General features: G+C 68.5%; 19 protein-coding genes and 1 riboswitch. Of the genes, 9 read left to right on the forward strand and 10 right to left on the reverse strand.

The annotated features are described in order from the left end of the window. The first annotated feature begins 3 nt into the window (after positions 1-3). From ACK8HH_RS01875 to ACK8HH_RS01890, 4 genes are all read left to right on the forward strand, one after another. Positions 4-396: a DUF5709 domain-containing protein gene (locus tag ACK8HH_RS01875; protein ID WP_045537234.1), complete on the forward strand. Its 393-nt coding sequence runs from the start codon at positions 4-6 to the stop codon at positions 394-396. A 68-nt stretch (positions 397-464) separates the two neighbouring features. Then, the gene (locus tag ACK8HH_RS01880) at positions 465-1,013 is read left to right on the forward strand and encodes a TetR/AcrR family transcriptional regulator (RefSeq protein ID WP_006897022.1); all 549 of its coding nucleotides are present in this window, start codon (positions 465-467) and stop codon (positions 1,011-1,013) included. A 55-nt stretch (positions 1,014-1,068) separates the two neighbouring features. Beyond that, positions 1,069-3,219 carry a phosphate acetyltransferase gene (gene pta / locus ACK8HH_RS01885; RefSeq protein WP_222110869.1) on the forward strand — a complete coding sequence of 717 codons (2,151 nt, stop codon included), beginning with the start codon at positions 1,069-1,071 and terminating at the stop codon, positions 3,217-3,219. After that, positions 3,216-4,439 (forward strand): acetate kinase, encoded by a 1,224-nt coding sequence (locus ACK8HH_RS01890; RefSeq protein ID WP_006897020.1) that lies wholly within the window; start codon positions 3,216-3,218, stop codon positions 4,437-4,439. Before pta ends, ACK8HH_RS01890 begins: the two co-directional genes overlap by 4 nt. Before the next feature lie 115 nt (positions 4,440-4,554). On the opposite strand, the gene ACK8HH_RS01895 is transcribed toward ACK8HH_RS01890, so the two are convergent. The 4 genes from ACK8HH_RS01895 to ACK8HH_RS01910 all read right to left on the reverse strand — a co-directional run bounded on the left by ACK8HH_RS01895 (position 4,555) and on the right by ACK8HH_RS01910 (position 11,287). After that, a complete protein-coding gene (locus tag ACK8HH_RS01895) occupies positions 4,555-6,246 on the reverse strand; it encodes an AMP-binding protein (protein ID WP_278125919.1) in 1,692 nt (563 codons plus the stop codon). A gap of 163 nt (positions 6,247-6,409) precedes the next feature. Then, positions 6,410-8,854 carry a serine/threonine-protein kinase gene (locus tag ACK8HH_RS01900; protein ID WP_278125921.1) on the reverse strand — a complete coding sequence of 815 codons (2,445 nt, stop codon included), beginning with the start codon at positions 8,852-8,854 and terminating at the stop codon, positions 6,410-6,412. A gap of 4 nt (positions 8,855-8,858) precedes the next feature. Next, the gene (locus ACK8HH_RS01905) at positions 8,859-9,842 is read right to left on the reverse strand and encodes a glutamate ABC transporter substrate-binding protein (RefSeq protein ID WP_278125922.1); all 984 of its coding nucleotides are present in this window, start codon (positions 9,840-9,842) and stop codon (positions 8,859-8,861) included. Then, complete coding sequence (locus ACK8HH_RS01910; protein ID WP_278125924.1) at positions 9,839-11,287, reverse strand: hypothetical protein; 1,449 nt, start codon at positions 11,285-11,287, stop codon at positions 9,839-9,841. The genes ACK8HH_RS01905 and ACK8HH_RS01910 overlap by 4 nt, the downstream gene beginning before the upstream one ends. A 129-nt stretch (positions 11,288-11,416) precedes the next feature. Between ACK8HH_RS01910 and ACK8HH_RS01915 the strand changes: the two genes are divergently transcribed. Continuing rightward, entirely contained in the window at positions 11,417-11,875 is a 459-nt protein-coding gene (locus ACK8HH_RS01915) for an NUDIX hydrolase (protein WP_006897015.1), read from the forward strand. Positions 11,876-11,912: 37 nt separating this feature from the next. Here ACK8HH_RS01915 and ACK8HH_RS01920 read toward each other — a convergent pair whose 3' ends face one another. Together ACK8HH_RS01920 and thiE are read right to left on the reverse strand one after the other, a co-directional pair. Next, a complete protein-coding gene (locus ACK8HH_RS01920) occupies positions 11,913-12,275 on the reverse strand; it encodes a hypothetical protein (RefSeq protein ID WP_039867667.1) in 363 nt (120 codons plus the stop codon). Between the two features lie 259 nt (positions 12,276-12,534). After that, positions 12,535-13,212 (reverse strand): thiamine phosphate synthase, encoded by a 678-nt coding sequence (gene thiE, locus ACK8HH_RS01925; protein ID WP_222110867.1) that lies wholly within the window; start codon positions 13,210-13,212, stop codon positions 12,535-12,537. Between the two features lie 43 nt (positions 13,213-13,255). After that, positions 13,256-13,369: riboswitch (TPP riboswitch) on the forward strand. Here thiE and ACK8HH_RS01930 point away from each other — a divergent pair. From ACK8HH_RS01930 to ACK8HH_RS01940, 3 genes are all read left to right on the forward strand, one after another. Next, a complete protein-coding gene (locus tag ACK8HH_RS01930) occupies positions 13,362-14,519 on the forward strand; it encodes an FAD-dependent oxidoreductase (protein ID WP_411815726.1) in 1,158 nt (385 codons plus the stop codon). (Overlaps the previous riboswitch by 8 nt.) Then, positions 14,510-14,707, forward strand: a complete 198-nt coding sequence (gene thiS / locus ACK8HH_RS01935) for a sulfur carrier protein ThiS (protein ID WP_006897011.1) — start codon at positions 14,510-14,512, stop codon at positions 14,705-14,707. The genes ACK8HH_RS01930 and thiS overlap by 10 nt, the downstream gene beginning before the upstream one ends. Next, the gene (locus ACK8HH_RS01940) at positions 14,700-15,497 is read left to right on the forward strand and encodes a thiazole synthase (protein ID WP_006897010.1); all 798 of its coding nucleotides are present in this window, start codon (positions 14,700-14,702) and stop codon (positions 15,495-15,497) included. Before thiS ends, ACK8HH_RS01940 begins: the two co-directional genes overlap by 8 nt. A gap of 7 nt (positions 15,498-15,504) precedes the next feature. On the opposite strand, the gene ACK8HH_RS01945 is transcribed toward ACK8HH_RS01940, so the two are convergent. Continuing rightward, the gene (locus ACK8HH_RS01945) at positions 15,505-16,452 is read right to left on the reverse strand and encodes an EamA/RhaT family transporter (RefSeq protein ID WP_278125928.1); all 948 of its coding nucleotides are present in this window, start codon (positions 16,450-16,452) and stop codon (positions 15,505-15,507) included. 82 nt (positions 16,453-16,534) lie between these two features. Between ACK8HH_RS01945 and ACK8HH_RS01950 the strand changes: the two genes are divergently transcribed. Beyond that, positions 16,535-17,701, forward strand: a complete 1,167-nt coding sequence (locus tag ACK8HH_RS01950; RefSeq protein WP_278125930.1) for an ATP-grasp domain-containing protein — start codon at positions 16,535-16,537, stop codon at positions 17,699-17,701. 30 nt (positions 17,702-17,731) lie between these two features. Here ACK8HH_RS01950 and ACK8HH_RS01955 read toward each other — a convergent pair whose 3' ends face one another. Genes ACK8HH_RS01955 through ACK8HH_RS01965 form a run of 3 tightly spaced genes read right to left on the reverse strand, consistent with a single transcriptional unit; the run spans position 17,732 to position 20,264 of the window. Beyond that, positions 17,732-18,601, reverse strand: coding sequence for an alpha/beta fold hydrolase (locus ACK8HH_RS01955; protein WP_006897007.1), 870 nt, complete (start codon positions 18,599-18,601; stop codon positions 17,732-17,734). Between the two features lie 11 nt (positions 18,602-18,612). Continuing rightward, entirely contained in the window at positions 18,613-18,975 is a 363-nt protein-coding gene (gene arsC, locus ACK8HH_RS01960; protein ID WP_006897006.1) for an arsenate reductase (glutaredoxin), read from the reverse strand. 47 nt (positions 18,976-19,022) lie between these two features. Then, positions 19,023-20,264 (reverse strand): NAD(P)/FAD-dependent oxidoreductase, encoded by a 1,242-nt coding sequence (locus ACK8HH_RS01965; protein ID WP_006897005.1) that lies wholly within the window; start codon positions 20,262-20,264, stop codon positions 19,023-19,025. Positions 20,265-20,317 lie beyond the last annotated feature (53 nt).

Here is a 20,317-nt window from a genome sequence, read left to right on the forward strand (position 1 = left end):
AGTATGAGCGCTCGTGATTCGTACGAAGGTGGCGAGTACGACCAGGACGACACCGATCAGTTGCAGCCGGCGGACACTCTCGCCGACAGCGAACTGTCGGACGTCCTCGACCGCGGTTACTCGCCGCCCGACTACGCGCCTGCATCCCACGAGCACGACTGTCTCGACGAGAGACTCGCTGAAGAGGTGCCCGACGTCGGCTATGCAGACGAGGACGGCGACCCGGACTTCCCAGAGCGCGACGAGGTCGGCGACCGGCGGGCGGGGCGATTGATCGCGCCGGACGAGGGCGTCGGTCCGGATGTGGACAACCAGTTGCTCGCGACCGACGCCGGCGTCGACGGCGCGGGCGCTTCGGCCGAAGAGGCGGCCATGCACTACATCGACGAGGAGTGAGTGATTCTCGTCCAATCGAGACGAGACATCCGCCCGGAACGGTAGTGGGATTCGATACCGTTCAACCCATGGATCGTGACCGGTTGGTGGAAGTGGGCGTCGCACTGGTGTCGCGCTTCGGGGCCAAAGCCCTCAGCCTGACCTCGGTGGCGCGGCAGGCCGGCGTCGCACGCGCCACGGCCTACCGCATGTTCGGCGGGCGCGATGCGCTCGTCGCCGCGATCATGGCGCGCGAACTCGAGCAGCTCCGGACGCAGCTGCGGGTGTGGGGTGCCGATCAGCCCGACCCCGGCGAGCGGATCCGTGAACGCGTCCGCGGCAGCCTCGCCTACATCCGCGAGCACGAGGCGCTGCAGTACGTCCTCCGGAACGAACCCGAGGAAGTGGTGCGGGCCCTGATCACCACGCACGATTCCGAGCGGCCGTCGCTGATCGAGATGATCGTCGACGCCACGGCGCCCGATGTGCAGGACGACGAGGCAGCGGTGCTGTACCCCGACCCCCGCGCGGGCAGCGAGTTCATGGTCCGCGTGGTGTACTCCTGCATGCTCGTCCCCGACAGCGTGATGTCCGACGACGAGATTGCCGAGATGGTGGTGCGTGCCGTCGTCCGGTGACGGGCCGGAGGCGGCCGGTCCGAGCAATGCGTCCCGACCGACTACGCTCGGATGCATGACTGGCACGGGCGCCCGCAGCATCTACGTCGCGTCGGCGGAAGGCGATACCGGCAAATCCACGATCGCGCTGGGGGTGCTCGCCGTACTCACGGCTGCGGGCGGACGGGTCGGCGTCTTCCGGCCGATCTCTCGGGCCGCCGCCGGCGAACACGACTACATCCTCGACCTCCTGCACCAGTTCGCGTCGGTCGACATCCCCTACGAGCAGTGCATCGGCGTCACCTACGACGACGTGCACGCCGACCCCGACGCCGCCGTCGCCGAGATCGTCGACCGGTACCACACCGTCGCCGAGCAATGCGACAACGTCCTGGTGATCGGATCCGACTACACCGACGTCGCCTCGCCGTCCGAACTGAGTTTCAACGCGCGGATCGCGGCCAATCTGTCGGCGCCGATCATCCTGGTGGTCAAGGCCTTCGAGCGCCAGCCGCAGGAGGTGAAGGCGGTCGCCGAGATGCTGATGGCCGACATCAAGGCCGCGCACGCCACCACTGTCGGCGTGGTCGCCAACCGTTGCGATCCCGACCGGTTGCTCGAGGTGGCGGCCGCGCTCGGATCGGTGGACGTGCGGACGTGGGCGCTGCCCGACGAGCCGCTCCTGGTGGCGCCGACGATGGCCGAACTCTGCGAAGCGCTCGACGGAGTTCTGTACTCCGGCGAGGCGGACCTGCTCGAACGCGAGGCGCTGGAGGTGATGGTCGGCGGCATGACCGTCGAGCACATCCTCGAGCGGCTCAGCGAGTCGATGGTGGTGATCGCACCGGCGGACCGGTCGGACGTTTTGCTCGCCCTGGTGAACGCCAATGCGGCGGAAGGCTTTCCGCGGCTGTCCGGGATCATCATCAACGGCGGTCTGCGACCGCACCCGATGATCGACGCCCTGGTCAAAGGGCTCCGTCCGACGCTGCCGATCATCGCGTGCGATCACGGAACCTATGAGACGGCGCGGATCGCCGCGCATACCCGAGGCGCGATGGTCAGCGGGTCGGTCCGCAAGATCGACGCGGCGATGAGTCTGATGGAACGGTACGTCTCCCCGCAGGACCTGCTCGCCGAACTCGATCTGCACACACCGGAGGTGGTCACCCCGCAGATGTTCGAGTACCAGCTGCTGGCGCAGGCCAAGTCGGACCGTCAGCGGATCGTCCTGCCCGAAGGCGGCGACGATCGGATCCTGCGGGCCACCGACCGGCTCGTGCGTCGCGGTGTGGCGGAGTTGACGCTGCTCGGCGACCCGGACTCGGTGCGGCGCCGCGCCAACGAACTCGGCGTCGACCTGTCCGAGGTGGACATCATCGACCCGGCGACCTCGGAGCTCGCCGAGGAGTTCGCGCCGATCTACGCCGAACTGCGCAAGCACAAGGGAATGACGCTGGAACGGGCCTCGGAGGTGGTGCGCGACGAGTCGTACTTCGGCACCATGCTGCTGCACACCGGCCGCGTCGACGGCATGGTGTCCGGTGCCGTGCACACCACCGCCCAGACCATCCGGCCGGCATTCGAGATCATCAAGACGGTGCCCGGGGTGTCGACGGTGTCGAGCGTCTTCTTCATGTGCCTGGCCGATCGGGTCCTGACCTACGGTGACTGCGCGGTGGTTCCCGACCCGACGGCCGAGGAACTGGCCGACATCGCGGTGTCGTCGGCGCAGACGGCCGCGGCCTTCGGGATCGAGCAGCGGGTCGCGATGCTCTCGTACTCGACGGGCGGGTCGGGCTCCGGCAAGGACGTCGACAAGGTCCGCACCGCCACCGAGCTGGTTCGCGAGCGAGCGCCGGAACTGCTGGTGGAGGGGCCGATTCAATACGACGCGGCGATCGAACCCTCGGTCGCGGCGGCGAAGATGCCCGATTCGCCGGTCGCCGGGCGCGCGACGGTGCTGATCTTCCCGGACCTCAACACCGGCAACAACACGTACAAGGCGGTGCAGCGCAGCGCCGGTGCGATCGCCATCGGCCCGGTGCTGCAGGGACTCAACAAGCCGATGAACGATCTGTCTCGCGGCGCACTCGTCTCCGACATCGTCAACACCGTCGCCATCACCGCGATTCAGGCGCAGAACATCAAGAAGGCCCTCGCCGCCACGGAGCGGGGACCGCGAACCGAGACCCCGGGCGGGGAAGAGAACGGGAGCGACGCATGAGCCGCACACCGATCGACGGGACGGTGCTCGTGGTCAACGCCGGGTCGTCGTCGCTGAAATACCAGGTCCTCGATCCGGTGACCGAAGAGGTGATCGCCGACGGGCTCGCCGAGCGGATCGGGGAGTCGGCGTCGCGGATCAAGCACTGGTACCGCGGTCACGACGTGGAGGTCGAGGAGACGCTCGCCGACCACGAGGCGGCGATCGCGCGGGTCCTCGCACTCTTCGCCGCCGACGGTGTGGACGTCGCCGACTCGGGGTTGGCGGCGGTCGGCCATCGCGTGGTGCACGGCGGGCGCTCGTTCTTCGAGCCGACTCTGATCGACGACGTGGTGCGCTCGGAGATCGAGCGGATCTGCCCGCTGGCCCCGCTGCACAATCCGGCCAATCTCGTCGGCATCGACGCGGTGTCGGCACTGTTGCCGGACGTGCCGGCTGTTGCGGTCTTCGACACCGCGTTCTTCCACGACCTGCCCGATGCGGCGGCCACCTATGCGCTCGACGCCGCCGTGGCCGAGGAGTACGCGGTGCGGCGTTACGGTTTCCACGGCACCAGCCACGAGTACGTCTCGCGCCGGGCCGCAGAGTTCTTGGGGCGCGACTACGCCGACGTCGACCAGATCGTGCTGCATCTGGGCAACGGCGCCTCCATGTCGGCGGTGGCGGGCGGGCGCCCGGTCGACACCACGATGGGGATGACGCCGCTCGAGGGGCTGGTGATGGGCACCCGTACCGGAGACATCGACGCCGGGATCGTCTTCCAACTCGCGCGGGTGGGCGGGATGTCGGTCGATGAGATCGACACGCTCGTCAACAAGCGATCCGGGCTCAAGGGGCTGTGCGGGGAGAACGACTTCCGCGCGATTCTCGAGCGGGTCGAGGCGGGCGACGCCGCGGCGCGCCTGGCCTACGACGTGTACCTGCACCGACTGCGCCGGTACATCGGGGCGTATCTGATCGAATTGGGCGGCGCCGACGCCATCGTGTTCACCGCCGGAGTCGGGGAGAACGCGGCGGCGGTGCGCGCCGATTCGCTGGCCGGGCTGGAGAAGTTCGGCATCGAGATCGACGCCGAACGCAACGCGGTCCGCAGCAGTGAGTCGCGTGTCATCTCCACCGAATCCTCCGAGGTGACGGTCCTCGTGGTGCCGACCAACGAAGAACTCGCCATCGCCCGCCAGGCCGTCGCTGTCGCCGGCTCTACCTCACAGGCCGGTTGACCGATTTCCCCCGCAGGCTGGTTGAGCGACTCCCACCCCCAGGCTGGTTGACCGACTCTCCCCTCAGGCCTGTTGAGCGAGCGGAGCGAGTCGAAACTCCCGCACCCCGGCAGAGTCACACGACCAGGTCCTCGTACCGGAACTCGGTGACGATCTCCTCTCCCGCCGCATGCGACGCGGCTTCGCGCTGCTGCAGTTCCACACGTCGAATCTTCCCGGAGATGGTCTTCGGGAGTTCGAAGAACTCGACGCGGCGCACTTTCAGATACGGCGCCAGATGGTCCCGGGCGTACTCCATGATCGTCTTCGCGGTCTCGGCGGTGGGCTCCCATCCCTCCGCGAGTGCGACGTAGGCCTTCGGCACCGCGAGACGGGTGTCGTCCGGTTGCGGAACCACCGCGGCCTCCACCACGGCGGGATGCTCGATCAGCACGCTCTCCAACTCGAACGGCGAGACCTTGTAATCGGACGACTTGAAGACGTCGTCGGTGCGGCCGATGTACGTGATGTAGCCGTCCTCGTCGCGGTGCGCCACATCGCCGGTGTGGTAGTAGCCGCCGGCCATCACCTGCTCGTTGCGTTCCGGATCCCCGAGATAACCGGTCATCAGGTTCATCGGGTGCCGGGCGAGGTCCAGACAGATCTCGCCGTCGTCAGAGACCTCACCGGTCAGCGGATCGACGAGCGTGACCGGAACGCCCGGCATCGGACGGCCCATCGAACCCGCTTTCACCGGTTGGCCGGGTGTGTTGCCGACCTGGAGCGTGGTCTCGGTCTGCCCGAAGCCGTCGCGGATCGTGAGACCCCACGACTGCTCGACCTGACGGATCACGTCGGGGTTCAACGGTTCGCCCGCACCGAGCAGTTCGCGCAGCCCCTCCGGCCGTTCTCCCAGATCCGCTTGAATCAGCATGCGCCACACCGTCGGCGGGGCGCAGAAGGTGTTGACGCGGGCCCGTCGCAGCTGCCCCATGAGGGCGGCGGCGTCGAACCGTGAGTAGTTGTAGACGAAGATCGTCGCCTCCGCGATCCACGGCGCGAAGAACAGGCTCCACGCGTGCTTGGCCCAGCCGGGCGAGCTGATGGTCAGGTGGACATCGCCCGGCTTCACGCCGATCCACGCCATCGTCGTGAAATGGCCGACGGCGTAGCTGATCTGCGAGTGCTCCACCAGCTTCGGCCGGCTGGTGGTGCCCGAGGTGAAGTAGATGAGCATCGGGTCGCCCACCAGGGTGGTCGACTCGAACGGTCCGGCCGACTCGGCATCGGCGCTGGCGGAGTACGACGTCCAGCCGGCGACGTGGCCGCCGACCACGATGCGCCGATAGTCGCCCTCGACGGTGTCGAACTTGGCGGTGTCCGCGGCGTTCGCGATCACACAGCTCGCGCCGCCCCGTTTGATCCGGTCGGTGAGATCGGCCGGGCCCAGAGCCGCGGTCGTCGGCATCACGATCGCGCCGAGCTTCATGATCGCGAGCATCAGCTCCCACAGTTCCACCTGATTGCCGAGCATCAGGACGATGCGGTCGCCCTTCGTGATGCCGAGACCCCGCAGCCACGTCGCCACGCGATCGGAGTTCGTGGCCATCTCGTCGAACGTGACTTTGACCTCCGACCCGTCCTCTTCGGTGATCCACAGAGCGAGACGGTCGTTGCCGCGGGCGAAGCTGTCGAACCAGTCGATGGCCCAGTTGAACGTGCCGGTGATCTCCGGCCAGCGGAACTCGCGGACGGCGCGGTCGTAATCGTGGATCAGCTCGATCATCTGGTCGCGGCTGCTGCGGTAGAGCTCGGTACTCGTGGTCATGGTCACATGATCCACATCACAGTCGGGTGCGGCCACCCTCCGAAGAGGGGTGTGGGTGTGGTGGGTGGGTGCGGTGGTTTCGACTCGCTTCGCTCGCTCAACCAGCCTGGGGAGGAGCTCAACGAGCCTGGGGGCGCTCTACCAGCCTGGGGAGTTGCGGCGGTCAGAACAGGGTGGCGGGCCGGATCAGGTTCGCGAGGTCGACCAGCAGGAAACGGTGGGCGCGATTGTCGCGGGTCGCCTTCGCCAGCTCGCGGAGAGAGCGTTCGGTTCCGGCCCGCAGACCGTGCTCGTTGAACGGGAAACCGAGGAAGTCGTCGGCCGGATAGTCCTCGTCGAGGTGAGCGTCGATCCACCCGAGAGCCGTGCCGAGGATGATGAGCTGGAGGCGGCCGCGCCGGGGATCGTCCCAGCTGATCTCTTCGAAGCGCTCGGCCGCCTCGAACAGCTCCGACCTCGTCACCTCGCTCGGCGGGCGACCGTGGACGAGGGTGATGATCGCCGAGATCTGCGCGGTGCCGTAGTGCCGGCTCGTGGTGGGTACCTCGTCGAGGGGCTCGATGGCGGCATCGTACCGTCCCTCCGCCAGGATCATCCTGGCCAGCCCGAAAGCTGCGGACACGATGCTGTGATCGGTCAGCCACAGATCGTGATAGTTCTGCCGCGCGATCTCGTACCAGCGTTCCACCTGCGCCATCTGGTCGTTGGACGTGTACTCCTCGGCGGAGAGCCAGTAACCGATCAGCTCGGCGGTGCCCGCCACCGCCAGCTTCGGCGCCACCTCACCGGGCATCGCCTCCAGCACTTCGTGAAAGCGGTCGAAGGCGAGTTCCGGCTCGGCGTTGAGCAGCGAGCAGATGCCCAGATACCAGTGCAGCCGCCACGAGTCCCCGTGATGGACCGCGACCTCCCGAAGCAACTGCAGCGCCGTGTCGAGATTGCCGAGCTCCAGATGGGCGCGCGCTTCGGCGAGGTCGAGTTCCATCGACGGGTGCTGCGGTCCGGCGCCGTCGTCGGCGTCGTCCGTCGCGATGAGCGCCTTGTACCCGTCGGCGCGCGCGGCGCGGATGGTGTCGAGCGTCTGCCGCGGGTACGAGAGAGCGGCCGAGGTCAGGACGCTCGCGGCGGGATCGGTCGGGTCCACGAGCGGCACCGGCAGCGCTCGCGCGATGTCGGCGGGGTCGTGGATCGCCGCGTCCTTCGGGTCGAAGAAGCCGTCCACGGGCGCCAGCAGGAGTTCGGTGCCGAACGTCGAGCGCTGCGGGGTGAAGACCGTCGACATGGAGGGCCGGGGGACGCCGGTGTGCAGCGCCACGGTCTCCCGCAGCACGTTGAGCACCTGCGTGGTCATCTCCTCCGCGGACGAGAATCGTTCGGCGGGGTCGGGGGATGTGGCCCGGTGCAGCAGGAAGTAGAACGACGGATTCTCCACGAACAGCGGAGTGGTTCGCGGGTCGGGCAGTCCGTCGAGGTATCGGCCGTCGGCCATCGGCATGTCGACGGTGAGGACGGCCAGTGTGCGGCCGATGCTGTAGATGTCGGTGACGATCTGCGGGCCCGTCTGCACGATCTCCGGAGCCTGGAACCCGGGCGTGCCGTAGAGATGCCCGGTCCCGTTGATCGCGGAGACCGCACCCAGGTCGATGAGCTTGACCTCATCGCTGGTGATCATGATGTTGTCGGGTTTCACGTCGTTGTAGACCAGGCCCACCGAATGCAGGTATCCGACGGCCGAGAGCACTTCGAGGATGTAGGCCATCGCCTGCTCGATCGGGAGCAGCGATGAGGTGCCGTCCTCGTTGGTGGTCAGCTGTTTGAGCGTGTGACCGCCGACGTACTCCATCACGATGTAGCCGACGGACCGCCCGTCCTCCGTGACGCCCTCCACGAAGTTGAAGATCTTCACGATGCCCGGATCGTTCACCGAGGCGAGGAACTGCCGTTCGGCGATGGCTACCGCCTGAGCCTGTGAGTCCGACGAGTTCAGCAGGCCCTTCAGGACGACGGGGCGGTCGGAGACGTTGTGGTCCACAGCCAGGTAGATCCATCCGATGCCGCCGTGCGCGATCGCGCCGGCGATCTCGTACTGATCGGCGACCATCGTGCCCCGTTTGAGACCGGGGACGAACGAGTACCGCGACCCGCAGTTCCAGCAGGTGCCGCTGAGCGGTCCCTTGCCGCGGCCCGACTTCCGGCCCACCGGCTCGCCGCAGTTCCAGCACTTGCGCTTGCTCGGCGCGATCACCGGGTCGGCCAGGACGGCGTCCGCGGGGTCGATGTCGGTGATCTCGGGAAGCTGGACCAGTTCACTGCCGAGGCGGCGGTCGTGGACGTGGGCGCTCTTGCGGCTCTTCCTGCGTGAGGCGGCGATGTCGTCGAGGATCCGCCGCACCTGCGTCGACTGGGTGACGGTCGCCGTAGGCGCGGTGTCCCCGACAGTGCCCATCGGCGCGGGGACGGTGCCCGCCTGTGTCTGGACCGACTCGGAGGCCTCGGTCTGTGTGGGTTCGACTGCCGAGGCCTGTGTCTCGGCCGGGAGCTCGGTCGCCTCGGTGGCGACCGGCTCGGCGTCGCCGTTCTTGTTGCGCTTCTTCTTGATATCGCTCATCACGTCAATCCCGGTACATCGTCGGCGGCGGGGATCCGGGCCCGAGGATCGACAGCCACTCGTCGTAGGACCGCTGCCAGCTGCCGTCGGCCTCGCGGGCCGCGATCACGCCGTTGATGAATCGCGCGAAGTCATCCTGCCCCTTGGGTATCCCCACTCCGTAGTACTCCGTTCCGAGGCTGTCGCCGACCACGTGGACCCACGGATCCTGCGCGGCGATCCCGGCGAGTATGGAGTCGTCCGAGGTGATCGCGTCCACCTGCCCCTGCTGCATCATCACCAGGCAGTCGGCCCAACTCGCGGTGGTGAGATATTTCGCGCTCGGAACAGCACGTTCCACACGCGCGATGGAAGTGGAGGAGCGAGTGGCGCAGACGTTCTTCCCGGCGAGATCGGATGCCTGTGAGATACCCGAATTGCGGTACGCGAGGATCTGCTGGGCGGCGGCGTAGTAGGGCACCGAGAAGTCGATCGACTTGAGCCGATCGCACGTGATCGACATCGTTTTGACGACGACGTCGACCGCGCCGTTCTCCAGCGCCTGGATTCGGTTCTCGTTCGTGATCATCCGGTACTCGATCAGATTCGGATCCCCGAAGATCGCCTCGGCGATCCAGTGCGCGACGTCGATGTCGAATCCTTTGACGTCGCCGGTGATCGGATCGCGGAAACTCAGCGGATTGCTGCCGAGGTCGGTGCCGACGATCAGCCGTCCGCGCTTGGCGATCCGGTCCATCGTCGATCCGGGCGGCATCTGCCGCGGTTCGGACAGCGGTCCCGGCCGGAGTCCGGCGATCGCGGCGCAGTCGGAGTCGGGCGCCGGCGCGTCGGGCTGCGCGCCGAAACCGACGTCGGGCGGGAACGGCGCGTGCGCGGTGGTGGACGGCGGCTCGCTGGGGGTGCTGGTCACGGTGGCGCATGCGGTGAGGCCGGACGCGATGAGACACAGCAGTACGATCAGGCGGCGGGCGGACGCGGAGGCTGTCATCGGTACTCCCGGATCCGGGGGAACAGGCCGATCGCGACCGCCACGGCGGCCACCCCGCACAGCACGCCGATACCCGTGCCGGTGAAGCCGAGCAGACGCTGGGCGGTGCTGATGTTGTCGCGGAACGTGGTGCGCGCCTGGCCTATCGCCTTGACCAGCGCGTCGTTGACCTCGTTGTATCCGGTTGCGGTGCTGATCTTGCCGTTGCCGATGGTCAGGGCCCGCGCGGCCGTGTAGTCACCGCTCGCCAGCCGACGGCCCACCTCCTCGTGGGCACTGCGCCAACGTTCGAGCGCCGACTGGACGTCGGTGAGCGGCTGCGTCAGGCCGTGGTCGTCGGCGTGTTCGGGGTCGTTCGCGAGTTGGTCGGCGTGATCGTGGATCTCCTCGAGATCCTTGCTGAAGCCGACGTCGAGTTCTCCCGGATCGGACCGGCGGACCAGCGACAGCGTCTCGGCCGACCGCGCCTGCTGTGTGAGGATCCGCATGGTGGTCAGCGTGTGCAGCGGATCGGCACCGGCGGTCTTCGCTGTGTTGGCCGCGGCCACCGACAGCAGTCCCGAGATGAGCAGCCAGACCGTGCCGAGGATCATCGCGGTGAGCGCGCCGATGAGACCGATGTTGAAGTGGCGCCGCGTGCGCCGGGCCAGATAGCGTCCGGTGACGATCAGCATCGCGATGATGATCAGCAGCGCCACGTAGACGCCCCACGGTGGGACGGTGAGGGTGCGCTGGGGGTCGGAGATCGCCGACGACCGGTCCTCGTAGAGGCGTTGCGCCGCGGGCAGGATGGTCTCGATCATCAATGACGAGGCCTCGCTGAGGTAGGCCGATCCGACGGGGTTCGCGAGCCGGTTGTTGGTGCGTGCGGTCTCGATGAGGCCCGTGTACACCGGGATGCTGGTGGCGATGGTGTCGAGATCGTCACGCGAGGGCTTGTCGCGCTCGGACACCTCCGCCGCCGTGGACAGTCCGTCCGCGGCGGCGATGAGCGCGGAGGACGCCGTCGCGATGGAGTCGGTGTACTCCGCGCGGAGGTCGGGGGACTCGCGGCCGCCGGAGATGAACGCGGAGTTGGCCGCGGCGTCGGCCACCGACAGCGAACTGTAGAGGACCTCGGCGGCCTCGGCCTGCGGCTCGGCGCGGTCGACGAGTGCTTCGAGGGTCTGGCTTCGCTCGGTGAGCGAGACGGACGAGTACCAGCCGGTGAGACCGCATGCGAGGACCATCGCGAGCAGGATGATGACGAGTTTGCCGGGCGTGGTGGTCGCGTAGAAGCGCATCGTCAGCAACGGCGACGAGACCCGCTCGCGGGTCATGGCGGCGATCTCGCGCCGGTCGGCGATCACCTGGCGCAGAGTGGGGCTCGGCGCGCCACGGTCGGGCAGCACACTGCGGCCCGCATGCGTGAGTGCCGAGCGCACTCGGTAAACCTGGCCGGCCACGAGTTGTCCCTTTCGGATGTGCTGCGCTCAACCCTAGTCGGCGCGGCTGCGAGTAGACGGACAGCCCGGTACGGTGATTCGTCAGAGAAGCCGATCTGAAGTCGGTGGGTCGGTGCAGGAGGTCGCAGGGTGCGCGGTGACGGTGACGGCTGGGTGTTCGGTGCGGACGGTGCGCGCTACTGGGGACGCTTCGGGGCGGCGGGTCTGCTGCTGTGCGCGCCGGCCGACTCAGGCGTCGTGGTGCTGCTCCAGCATCGCGCCGTGTGGTCGCATCAGGGCGGTACGTGGGGGCTGCCGGGCGGTGCCCGCGACTCGCACGAGAGCGTGGAACAGGCCGCGGTGCGTGAAGCGCACGAGGAAGCCGGGATAGCTGAGTCGGACGTCGCGGTGATCGAGTCGATCGTCACGCACTCGGCGCCGGAGTGGAGTTACACGACGGTCATCGCCAAGGCTGATTCGCCGGTCGCGACGGTCGGCAACGGGGAGTCCGCCGAACTGCGCTGGGTGCCCGCCGAGTCGGTGGCCGAGCTGCCGCTGCATCCCGGTCTGGCGAAGGCGTGGCCGGGGCTGCTGGCCCGGCTCACCTGAGTCCGGCCCGCCCGAGCTCGGGCCCACCTGAGCGAGCTCACGCCAGCTGATTGGCTCCCGCGATCAGCGCGTTGATGGTGGCCTCGTCGCCGGTGCGGCCCCGGCCGTACGACCAACTCCGGTGCAGATCGCGTTCGCAGAGCAGGTAGGTGACGGTCTCGCCGTCCTCCTGATGCTGGTACAGCGAGACGATCTCGACGCCCGCGCCCAGTGCGTACAGCACCTCGGTCATCGCGCCGATGGCGCCGACCGCGGTGGCGCTGACGTCGTGGCATCGTCGGCCGAGATTGATCCGTGCGCGGCAGGTGACGGTGTCGCCGCGACCCGGCTCGATCGTGATCGCCTCCAACGCGATGTCGCCGGCGGGTGCGTAGGTCTGGTCGAAACTCGAAGTGGTCATGTCGGCCGCCTCCCGTGGGAACCAGTTCGGCAGTCGCCGAGAGGAGCGGGACTGCTGCGGACGGTCGTATCCGTTACGGGTACAGGATGTCGGCAGGATCTGAATGGAACGCATCGGGAGCCTTCATTTCGGTCGAAGATTCGATGACCGACGAGCTCAGAGAATGTGGAGAGACGACAACCCCGCAGCGGGGGGTCGGTCGAATCAGACCCCGCTGCGGCGGGCTACAAGAAGCTTCCACGTCATGATGGCAAGCAGCTTACTCCGCCGTGCCGGAAAGGCAAGCCGTCCGGAGGTCGCGCGCGGCGGTCGCGGGATCGTCGGCACCGGTGATCGCCCGGACCACCACGATGCGCTCGCCGCCCGCGTCGGTGACCTCTCGAACGCGGGGCAGGTCGATGCCGCCGATCGCGAACCACGCCTTGCTGGGCCGCGCCGCGGCGACCGCGCTGACGAACTCCAGTCCAGTGGCCGCCCGGCCCGGTTTGGTCGGCGTCGTCCAGCACGGGCCGGTACAGAAGTAGTCCACGTCGGGATCGGCATCGGCGGTGAGCGCCTGCTCCACGGTGTGCGTGGAGCGGCCGATCACCACGTCGGGGCCGACGATGCGCCGGGCGGTGGCGGGCGGCAGATCGTCCTGGCCGACGTGGAGGACGTCGGCGCCGGACGCGACCGCGACGTCGGCCCGGTCGTTGACCGCCAGCAGCGCACCCGCGGCGTGCGTCAGTTCGCGCAGCCGCCGCAGCAGTTCCAGCTCCTGCACGGCGGTGAGCTCGCCGAACTCGCGTTCCCCGGGCGAATTCTTGTCGCGCAGCTGGACGATGTCGACGCCGCCCGCGAGAGCGCTCCGGACGAAGTCGATCAGGTCGCCGCGCTCGCGCCGCGCGTCGGTGCACAGGTACAGGCGGGAGGTGGCGAGACGAGTGCGGGCATCCATGACCGACACCGTAGTCGCCGATGCCGGGCGGTAGACTGTGAGGCGTTATCGACACGGGAGTCCGGAGGTCCGCCGGGCTGAGAGTGCGCTGCGCCGGCGCTGACCGTCACACCTGATCCGGGTCATGCCGGCGAAGGAAGGCTGACGTCATGTCTGGTGAAACCGCATCCGGCGAACAGATCGCCTCTCCGATGGACCCTCGCACTGAGCGAGTCGGTGAGCTGTCGGTGATCGGGGGCGGCGTCGTCGGCCTCACGTGCGCCCTGTCCGCCGCCGACCGCGGATGGCGGGTGCGCGTCTTCGACGCCGGACCGCAGGAGCGGGCCGCGCACGTCGCGGGCGGCATGCTCGGCTGCTTCGCAGAAGGACATCCCGGCGAGGACCGGCTGCTGGCGATCTCGCGGGACTCGGTGGCGCGATGGCCCGCCCTGCTCGAACGACTCGGCGATCCGACCGTGCGGACGGCCGCCGACAGCTTGCTGATCGGTGCCGCGCCGGCCGACCTGGAGCACCTGCGGACACAGGTGCGGTTCGGGCTGTCCACGTCGCCCGGCGACGCCGACCGGCTGCCCGCGATGACACCGGCCGAGCTGCGTGCAGCCGAACCCGCGCTGGTGCGCGGCGTGGCCGGAGGGTTTCACGCGGTCGGTGAGGGGTCGCTCGACAACCGGCGGCTGATCGCCGCGCTGCAACGCGCGCTCAAGAGCCGCGGAGTGATCTGGGAGCGCGGGCGGGTGACCGATCTGTCGACGATCCCCGGGGATCAGGTGCTGGTCGCGGCCGGCCTCGGTTCCCGCAGGCTGCTGCCGAGCGTGGAACTCCGCGGTGAGAAGGGCGAGATCCTCCGACTGCGCCGCACACGTTGGTCGGTGCCGCCGCCGACGCATGTGATCCGGGCCCGCTGGCATGGGCGCGCCCTGTACCTGGTGCCGAGGGATGACGGGGTGGTCGTGGGCGCCACCCAGTACGAGGCCTACGACGACGGTGATCGGATGCCGCTGGCGGGCGGGGTGGGCGATCTGCTCGCCGACGCCGCCGAGCTGATGCCGGGACTGCGCACCTACGAACTCGCCGAGGCGGGCGCGGGGATCCGCCCGTCGTCGCCGGACGGTGTGCCCGTGGTGCGGCGGGTGGACGAGCGGATTCTCGTCGCCGCCGGGCACGGCCGCAACGGCATCGCGCTCGCCCCGTGGACCGCGGCGCGCGTGGCCGCCCTCCTCCGACCGCCGGATCGGCGCGGACCGGACTCGCGGGTGGATCCGATCGCAACTGACAACACCGACAACAGGGAGCCGACATGGAACTGACCGTCAACGGCGACACCGTCACCTTCGATGACGCGCCGACCGTCACCGGGCTGCTGGCCCACCTCGACCTGCCCGACTGCGGAGTCGCGGTGGCCGTGGACGGGGTGGTGCGTTCCAAAGCCGAGTGGGACCGACCGCTCGGTGCGTACGCCGAGATCGACATCCTGACGGCGGTGCAGGGTGGCTGACACAGCACAGGGACCGGTCGGGGAGGTGCCGCCGCTGTCCGTGGCCGGCCGCGAGTTCGGTTCGCGGCTCATCACGGGGACCGGCGGCGCGCCGAATCTCGCTGTGCTCGAACGTGCATTGATCGCCTCCGGAACCGAGCTGACGACGGTGGCGATGCGCCGCATCAGTCCGGAGTCCGGGACCGGTGTGCTCGACCTGCTGCGTCGCCTCGGAATCGCGGTCCTGCCGAACACGGCGGGCTGTCACACCACGGCCGAGGCGGTACTGACCGCGCAGCTCGCCCGTGAGGCGTGCGAGACGGATCTGGTCAAGCTGGAAGTGGTGGCCGACGACCGCACGTTGCTGCCCGATCCGCTCGAGTTGGTGGACGCCGCATCGGCGCTGGTCGCCGACGGCTTTCAGGTTCTCGCGTACACCAACGACGACCCGGTCCTCGCTCTGCGTCTGCAAGACGCGGGGGTGGCCGCGGTGATGCCGCTGGGCTCGCCGATCGGGACCGGGCTCGGCATCTCCAATCCACACAACATCGAGATGATCGTCGCGCGGGCCGAGGTGCCGGTGGTGCTCGACGCCGGCATCGGGACGGCGAGCGACGCGGCACTGGCCATGGAACTCGGCTGCGACGCCGTCCTGCTGGCCTCGGCGGTCACGCGCGCGGACGACCCGGCGGCGATGGCCGCGGCCATGCGCCACGCCGTCGTCGCCGGATACCTGGCCGCGCACGCCGGCCGGATCCCGAAGCGGTTCTGGGCGCAGGCATCCTCGCCGAGCCGTTCCGCGATCTGCTGAGGACGCGTCAGCGGTCCGCGTCGTCGACCTGCTCGCGGCCGCGGCGCCATCCGCCCTTCTCCGGCGGGGCCTCCCCGAAGTGGTCGGGGTCGCCGGTGCCGTACCAGGCGACGAGGACCGCGCCGACCACGGCGCCGATGAAGCCGACCACCGCGAGCCAGCCGAGACCGGGGTGTGCGCTGTCGCCCAGGAAGGCCACGCCGATGATGCTGGGGCCCGCGGTCTCACCGACCACCAGCATCGCGGTCACGCCGCTGACGGCACCGACCTGCAGCGTCACCGTCTGCACGTAGAAACCGATCGCTCCGGCGATCGCGATCGACCACGCCGCGGGGTCACCCAGGATGGTCAGGATGTCGAACTTCTCCAGGCCGTCGAGCACCCGGACCGAACACGCGATCACGCCGAACAGCAGCCCCGCGCCGGCACCGCCGATCGGCGCGGCGAACTTACCGCCCCGGTACACGCCGACCAGGGAGACGGTGCACAGCAGGATGGTCGCGATCATCAGACCCCAGTGGAAGGTCATCGACGCGCTGTCCTTGACGCCCGGGGACGACGACACGCCGAGCAGGAACAGGGAGAGCACCACGAGCCAGATCGCGACCCAGTCACGGGTGTGCAGAACGATATTGAGCAGGAGTGTTCCGAGCAGTGCCGTGACGACGAGGTTGGCGGACACGATCGACTGAGCCAGGAACAGCGGCAGGAAACGCGCGGCGACGGCGCCGCCCGCGAAGCCGACGATGACCATGACAGTCCCGAGGATGAACGCGGGATCGACGAGCGTGGAGAAGGTCGACTCGACCGACGGCGAGTTGTCGCCGCCGACCCCGGCCTTGCCCTCTTCCCGCTGCTCCACCGCGACCCGGCGGGCGCCGAGTGCTCGGAGCACGGTCGAGACTCCGTAGGCCACCGCGGCCATCGACGCCGCAATGATCCCGATTACGTACAACGAAGAATCCCCTGAGTCGTGAATGAGTACTCGGTAAGAACACGCTACACGTGAGGCTTGTTCACTTGTCTACTCTGTATCTGTGGTCTCCGGTACGCGCAAACATGTCCTCATCACCTTCGGCAGGTCGTTTCTGACGCTCAACCTGGCGCGACAGTTCGCCGCTGCCGGGCACACGGTGTCGACGTGCGACAGCCTCCCGATCACGGTGAGCCGCTTCTCGAACGCCGTCTCGTCGTTCCATCGGGTCAGTCCGCCCAAGTTCAAGCCGCAGGAGTACTGCCGCGAGATCGCCGAACTGGTCAAGTCCGAGGGCATCGACATGGTGATCCCCATCCACGAGGAGACCGACATCCTCTCGATGATGGCCGGTCTGTTCCCGCCGACATGCGAGCTGTTCCTGTCGCCATTCGAGGTGGAGGACATGCTCCACAACAAGTTCTCCTTCCAGGAGGCGCTGGTGGAGCGGGGCTTTCCCACGCTCAAGTTCAAGAAGCTGGCCTCGGCGCAGGACACGGTCGGGCTCGACTTCGACACGCCCTTCGCCATCAAGCAGACGTACTCCCGCGGCTCGCAGAAGGTCTACAAGGCGCAGCCGGGCGAATCCCTCGACTTCCTCACCTACGACGAGACCAACCCGTGGATCGCCCAGGAGTGGATGGAGGGCGACCGGTACTGCACCTACTCGGTGTGCCGTGACGGCGAGGTCTTCGCCCACGCCACCTATCCCGTCGACTACGCCATCGACGGCAGCTCGTGCCTGACCTTCACGCAGGTCGATCACCAGCCGATCCTCGACTGGGTGCAGCGCTTCGCGAAGTCGGTGAACTTCACCGGCCACATGGGACTCGACTTCATCGACCACCCCGAGAAGGGGCTGTACACGATCGAATGCAATCCGCGGGGCACCAGCGGAATCATGATGTACACCAGGCAGAATCGCCTCGACCGCGCGTTCTTCGGCGAGAACACCGAGATCATCAGCCCGCCCGAGAACCGCACTCGGATGATCGGCGTCGGCATGACCCTCTACGGCTGGCGCAAGTCCAGCCGAGGTGGGCGCAGCCTGCGGCAGTTCGTGCGCGACTTCCGTGCGGCGAGCGACGTGATCTGGGATTCCGAGGACCGGCTGCCCGCGCTGATGCTGATTCCGGCCTACATGGCGATCCTGAGTCACGGATTCCGATACAAGGTGGGCCTCGCGGAGGCTTTCATGCACGACCACGAGTGGGACGGGCACAAGGTCTGAGAGCCGCACTCCCCGAACGGAGCCGCGCGGCTACGACGCCGTGACCTTGCGGCAGAACTCGACCAGCAGGGCCGTCGCGCGGCGATCGGGGTCGAGCATGAGCCCGCCGTGCGCGAGTCCGTCGAGTTCGTGGAAGTCGGCGATCGGCATGTGCGACGCGGCTTCGCGACTGCCCGACGGCGGAAAGAAGACGTCGTGCTGGTAGGCGACGACGAGCGCCGGAACGTCGATCGCGGCGAGGCGTTCGGGCGTCGGCTCCTTGGCCAGCATCCATCCGTGAGACGCCGAGAGCTGGCCCTTGAGGCCGTCCGGTGACGCCCACACCGGCTCGCCCGCCGTCAGCACCTCGCGCCAGGCGCGGACGGTCAGGTCGTCGCCGAGCATGCCCGGTCCGAGAGTGGTCATCAGTTGTTCGAAGACGGTGACCGCTTCGGGGATCTCACCGAGCCGCTCGATGAGCCCGAGTTCCATCTCGTTCACCATCTCCCCGATGGCGGACGACCGAAGCCCGGCGATCATTGCGAGACCGCGGATCCGTCCCGGCCACGACGACGCGAGGACCTGGGAGATGTAGCAGCCCATCGAGTAGCCGGCGATGACGGCGTCGTCCACCCCGAAGTGGCCGAGCACGGCGGCGGCGTCATCGGCCATCTCCGGGACCGAGTAGGGCGCGGGCGGCGCGGACGACGGCACGAGTCCGCGCGCCGAGTAGGTGATGACGGAGAACCCCGCCTCCACCAGTGCGGCGGGCACGCCGGTGAACTGCCAGACACCCGCCGGCATGCCGAGCCCGCCGTTGAGAAGAACGGTGGGGCCCTCACCGACGCGTGTGGCGGCGATACGAACGTCGGCGGCTGTCTGGATCAGTTCTGGCTTCGACTCTGGCTTCGACGCGGTCACGACTGCCGACGTTACTCGCGGCCGCGCAGACCCTCGACGATTCGCTGGAGACTCTCCGGCGTTCTCGCCATGACGGTCCCGGCGTCAGTGACGACCAGCGGCCGCTGGATGAGCGACGGGTGCGCGACCATCGCGTCGAGCAGCGCATCGTCGTCGGCTCCGTCGAGACCGAGGTCGGCATACAGCGGCTCCCCGCTCCGGACCGCGTCGCGCACCGATAGGCCCGCGGCCGCGATCAGTTCGGCGAGTGCGTCTCTGTCGGGGGTGTCGGTCAGATACTCCACGACGGTGACGTCGGCGCCGGCGTCGCGCAAGGCGTCGAGGGCGGTGCGGGACTTGCTGCAGCTCGCGTTGTAGTAGATGGTCGCGTCCACCGCGTCGTCCTTTCGGTATGTGTCTGCGGACGAGCGCAGAACGGGTGTCAGATCAGGCTCGACAAGGGTACTTCGGGGTCGGCCAGCGCGGCGGCGTCCACCGGGCGCCGTGCCTGCACCAGGGCTGCGATGTCGTCGCCGGCGTCCCAGATGTTCACGTTCATCCCGGCCAGAACGGTTCCGGCCTCGTCGAGCCAGAAGGCCAGGAACTCCAGCCCGGAGACGTCGCCGCGCGTCACCACGCGCCGGTAGCCCTCGGCGAGGCCCCGGTACTCCATTCCGAGGTCGTACTGATCGGTGAAGAAGTAGGGCATGCGGGTGTACTCGGTGTCGCGCCCGACGATGTTCTCCGCGACCACGGCTGGCTGGTTGAGAGCGTTGGCCCAATGCTCGGTGCGGACCCGCGTCCGCAGGATCGGGTGCATGGCGGCGGCGATGTCGCCGGCCGCGTACACGTCCGCTGCGCTGGTCCGCAGCCGGCTGTCGGTGGCCACCCCGCCGTCGGCGAGCGTGAGCCCGGCGGCTTCGGCGAGCCCGGTCTCGGCCCGGGCTCCGACGGCGATGAGGACCGCGTCGGCCGTGACGGTCGTTCCGTCGTCGAGTTCGAGGCCGGTGGCCCTGCCGTCGGCGACGGTGATCGACGAGACCTTGCGCCCGGTGCGCAGGTCGACACCGTGCGCGCGATGCAGATCGGCGAAGGCAGCGCCGATCTCGGGTCCGAGCGCGGCCCGCAACGGCTGATCGGCGGCCTCCACCACGGTCACCTCCGTGTCGCGACGCCGGGCCGCGGCCGCCACCTCCAGGCCGATCCAGCCTCCGCCGATCACCGCGAGCCGCTTGCCCTCGCCGAAGGTCTCCAGAAGCGCGGACGCCTCGTCCACGGTGCGGAGATAGTGAACGCCCGCCGCGTCGGCGCCGTCGATCGGCGGATGCACGGACGTCGACCCGGTGGCCAGCACCAGTGCGGAGTAGGCGACGGCACCGCCGTCGCTGAGACGCACGGTCCGCGATGCGGTGTCGACGGACTCGGCGCGCACGCCCAACCTCAGGTCGACGTCGTTATCTGCGTACCAGGCCTCGTCGTGGACGGTGAACTCCGGCAGCGACTTGCTTCCGGCGAGGAACTCCTTCGACAGCGGTGGGCGCTCATAGGGTGCGACGCGCTCGGCGGCGATCAGCACCACGCCGCCGGAGTATCCGTTCTCCCGCAATTGCTCGGCGGTCTTCGCTCCGGCGAGCCCGCCGCCGATGATCACGACGGGGTCGGAGGGTCGGTTCGGTCCGGTCATCTCACTTCTCCTCACTTCGCCTGTACAGCCGAGTCTAGAGACGTCCGGTGCGC

It is taken from the genome of Gordonia sp. LUNF6 (assembly GCF_047041125.1).
In the GTDB taxonomy this organism is placed as follows: domain Bacteria; phylum Actinomycetota; class Actinomycetes; order Mycobacteriales; family Mycobacteriaceae; genus Gordonia; species Gordonia sihwensis.

Bases quoted from the DNA above. Each gene is read 5' to 3' on its own strand.
- ACK8HH_RS01875 (WP_045537234.1), top strand. From the start codon at position 4: ATGAGCGCTCGTGATTCGTACGAAGGTGGCGAGTACGACCAGGACGAC.
- ACK8HH_RS01880 (WP_006897022.1), top strand. From the start codon at position 465: ATGGATCGTGACCGGTTGGTGGAAGTGGGCGTCGCACTGGTGTCGCGC.
- pta (WP_222110869.1), top strand. From the start codon at position 1,069: ATGACTGGCACGGGCGCCCGCAGCATCTACGTCGCGTCGGCGGAAGGC.
- ACK8HH_RS01890 (WP_006897020.1), top strand. From the start codon at position 3,216: ATGAGCCGCACACCGATCGACGGGACGGTGCTCGTGGTCAACGCCGGG.
- ACK8HH_RS01895 (WP_278125919.1), bottom strand. From the start codon at position 6,246: ATGACCACGAGTACCGAGCTCTACCGCAGCAGCCGCGACCAGATGATC.
- ACK8HH_RS01900 (WP_278125921.1), bottom strand. From the start codon at position 8,854: ATGAGCGATATCAAGAAGAAGCGCAACAAGAACGGCGACGCCGAGCCG.
- ACK8HH_RS01905 (WP_278125922.1), bottom strand. From the start codon at position 9,842: ATGACAGCCTCCGCGTCCGCCCGCCGCCTGATCGTACTGCTGTGTCTC.
- ACK8HH_RS01920 (WP_039867667.1), bottom strand. From the start codon at position 12,275: ATGACCACTTCGAGTTTCGACCAGACCTACGCACCCGCCGGCGACATC.
- thiE (WP_222110867.1), bottom strand. From the start codon at position 13,212: ATGGATGCCCGCACTCGTCTCGCCACCTCCCGCCTGTACCTGTGCACC.
- ACK8HH_RS01930 (WP_411815726.1), top strand. From the start codon at position 13,362: ATGTCTGGTGAAACCGCATCCGGCGAACAGATCGCCTCTCCGATGGAC.
- thiS (WP_006897011.1), top strand. From the start codon at position 14,510: ATGGAACTGACCGTCAACGGCGACACCGTCACCTTCGATGACGCGCCG.
- ACK8HH_RS01965 (WP_006897005.1), bottom strand. From the start codon at position 20,264: ATGACCGGACCGAACCGACCCTCCGACCCCGTCGTGATCATCGGCGGC.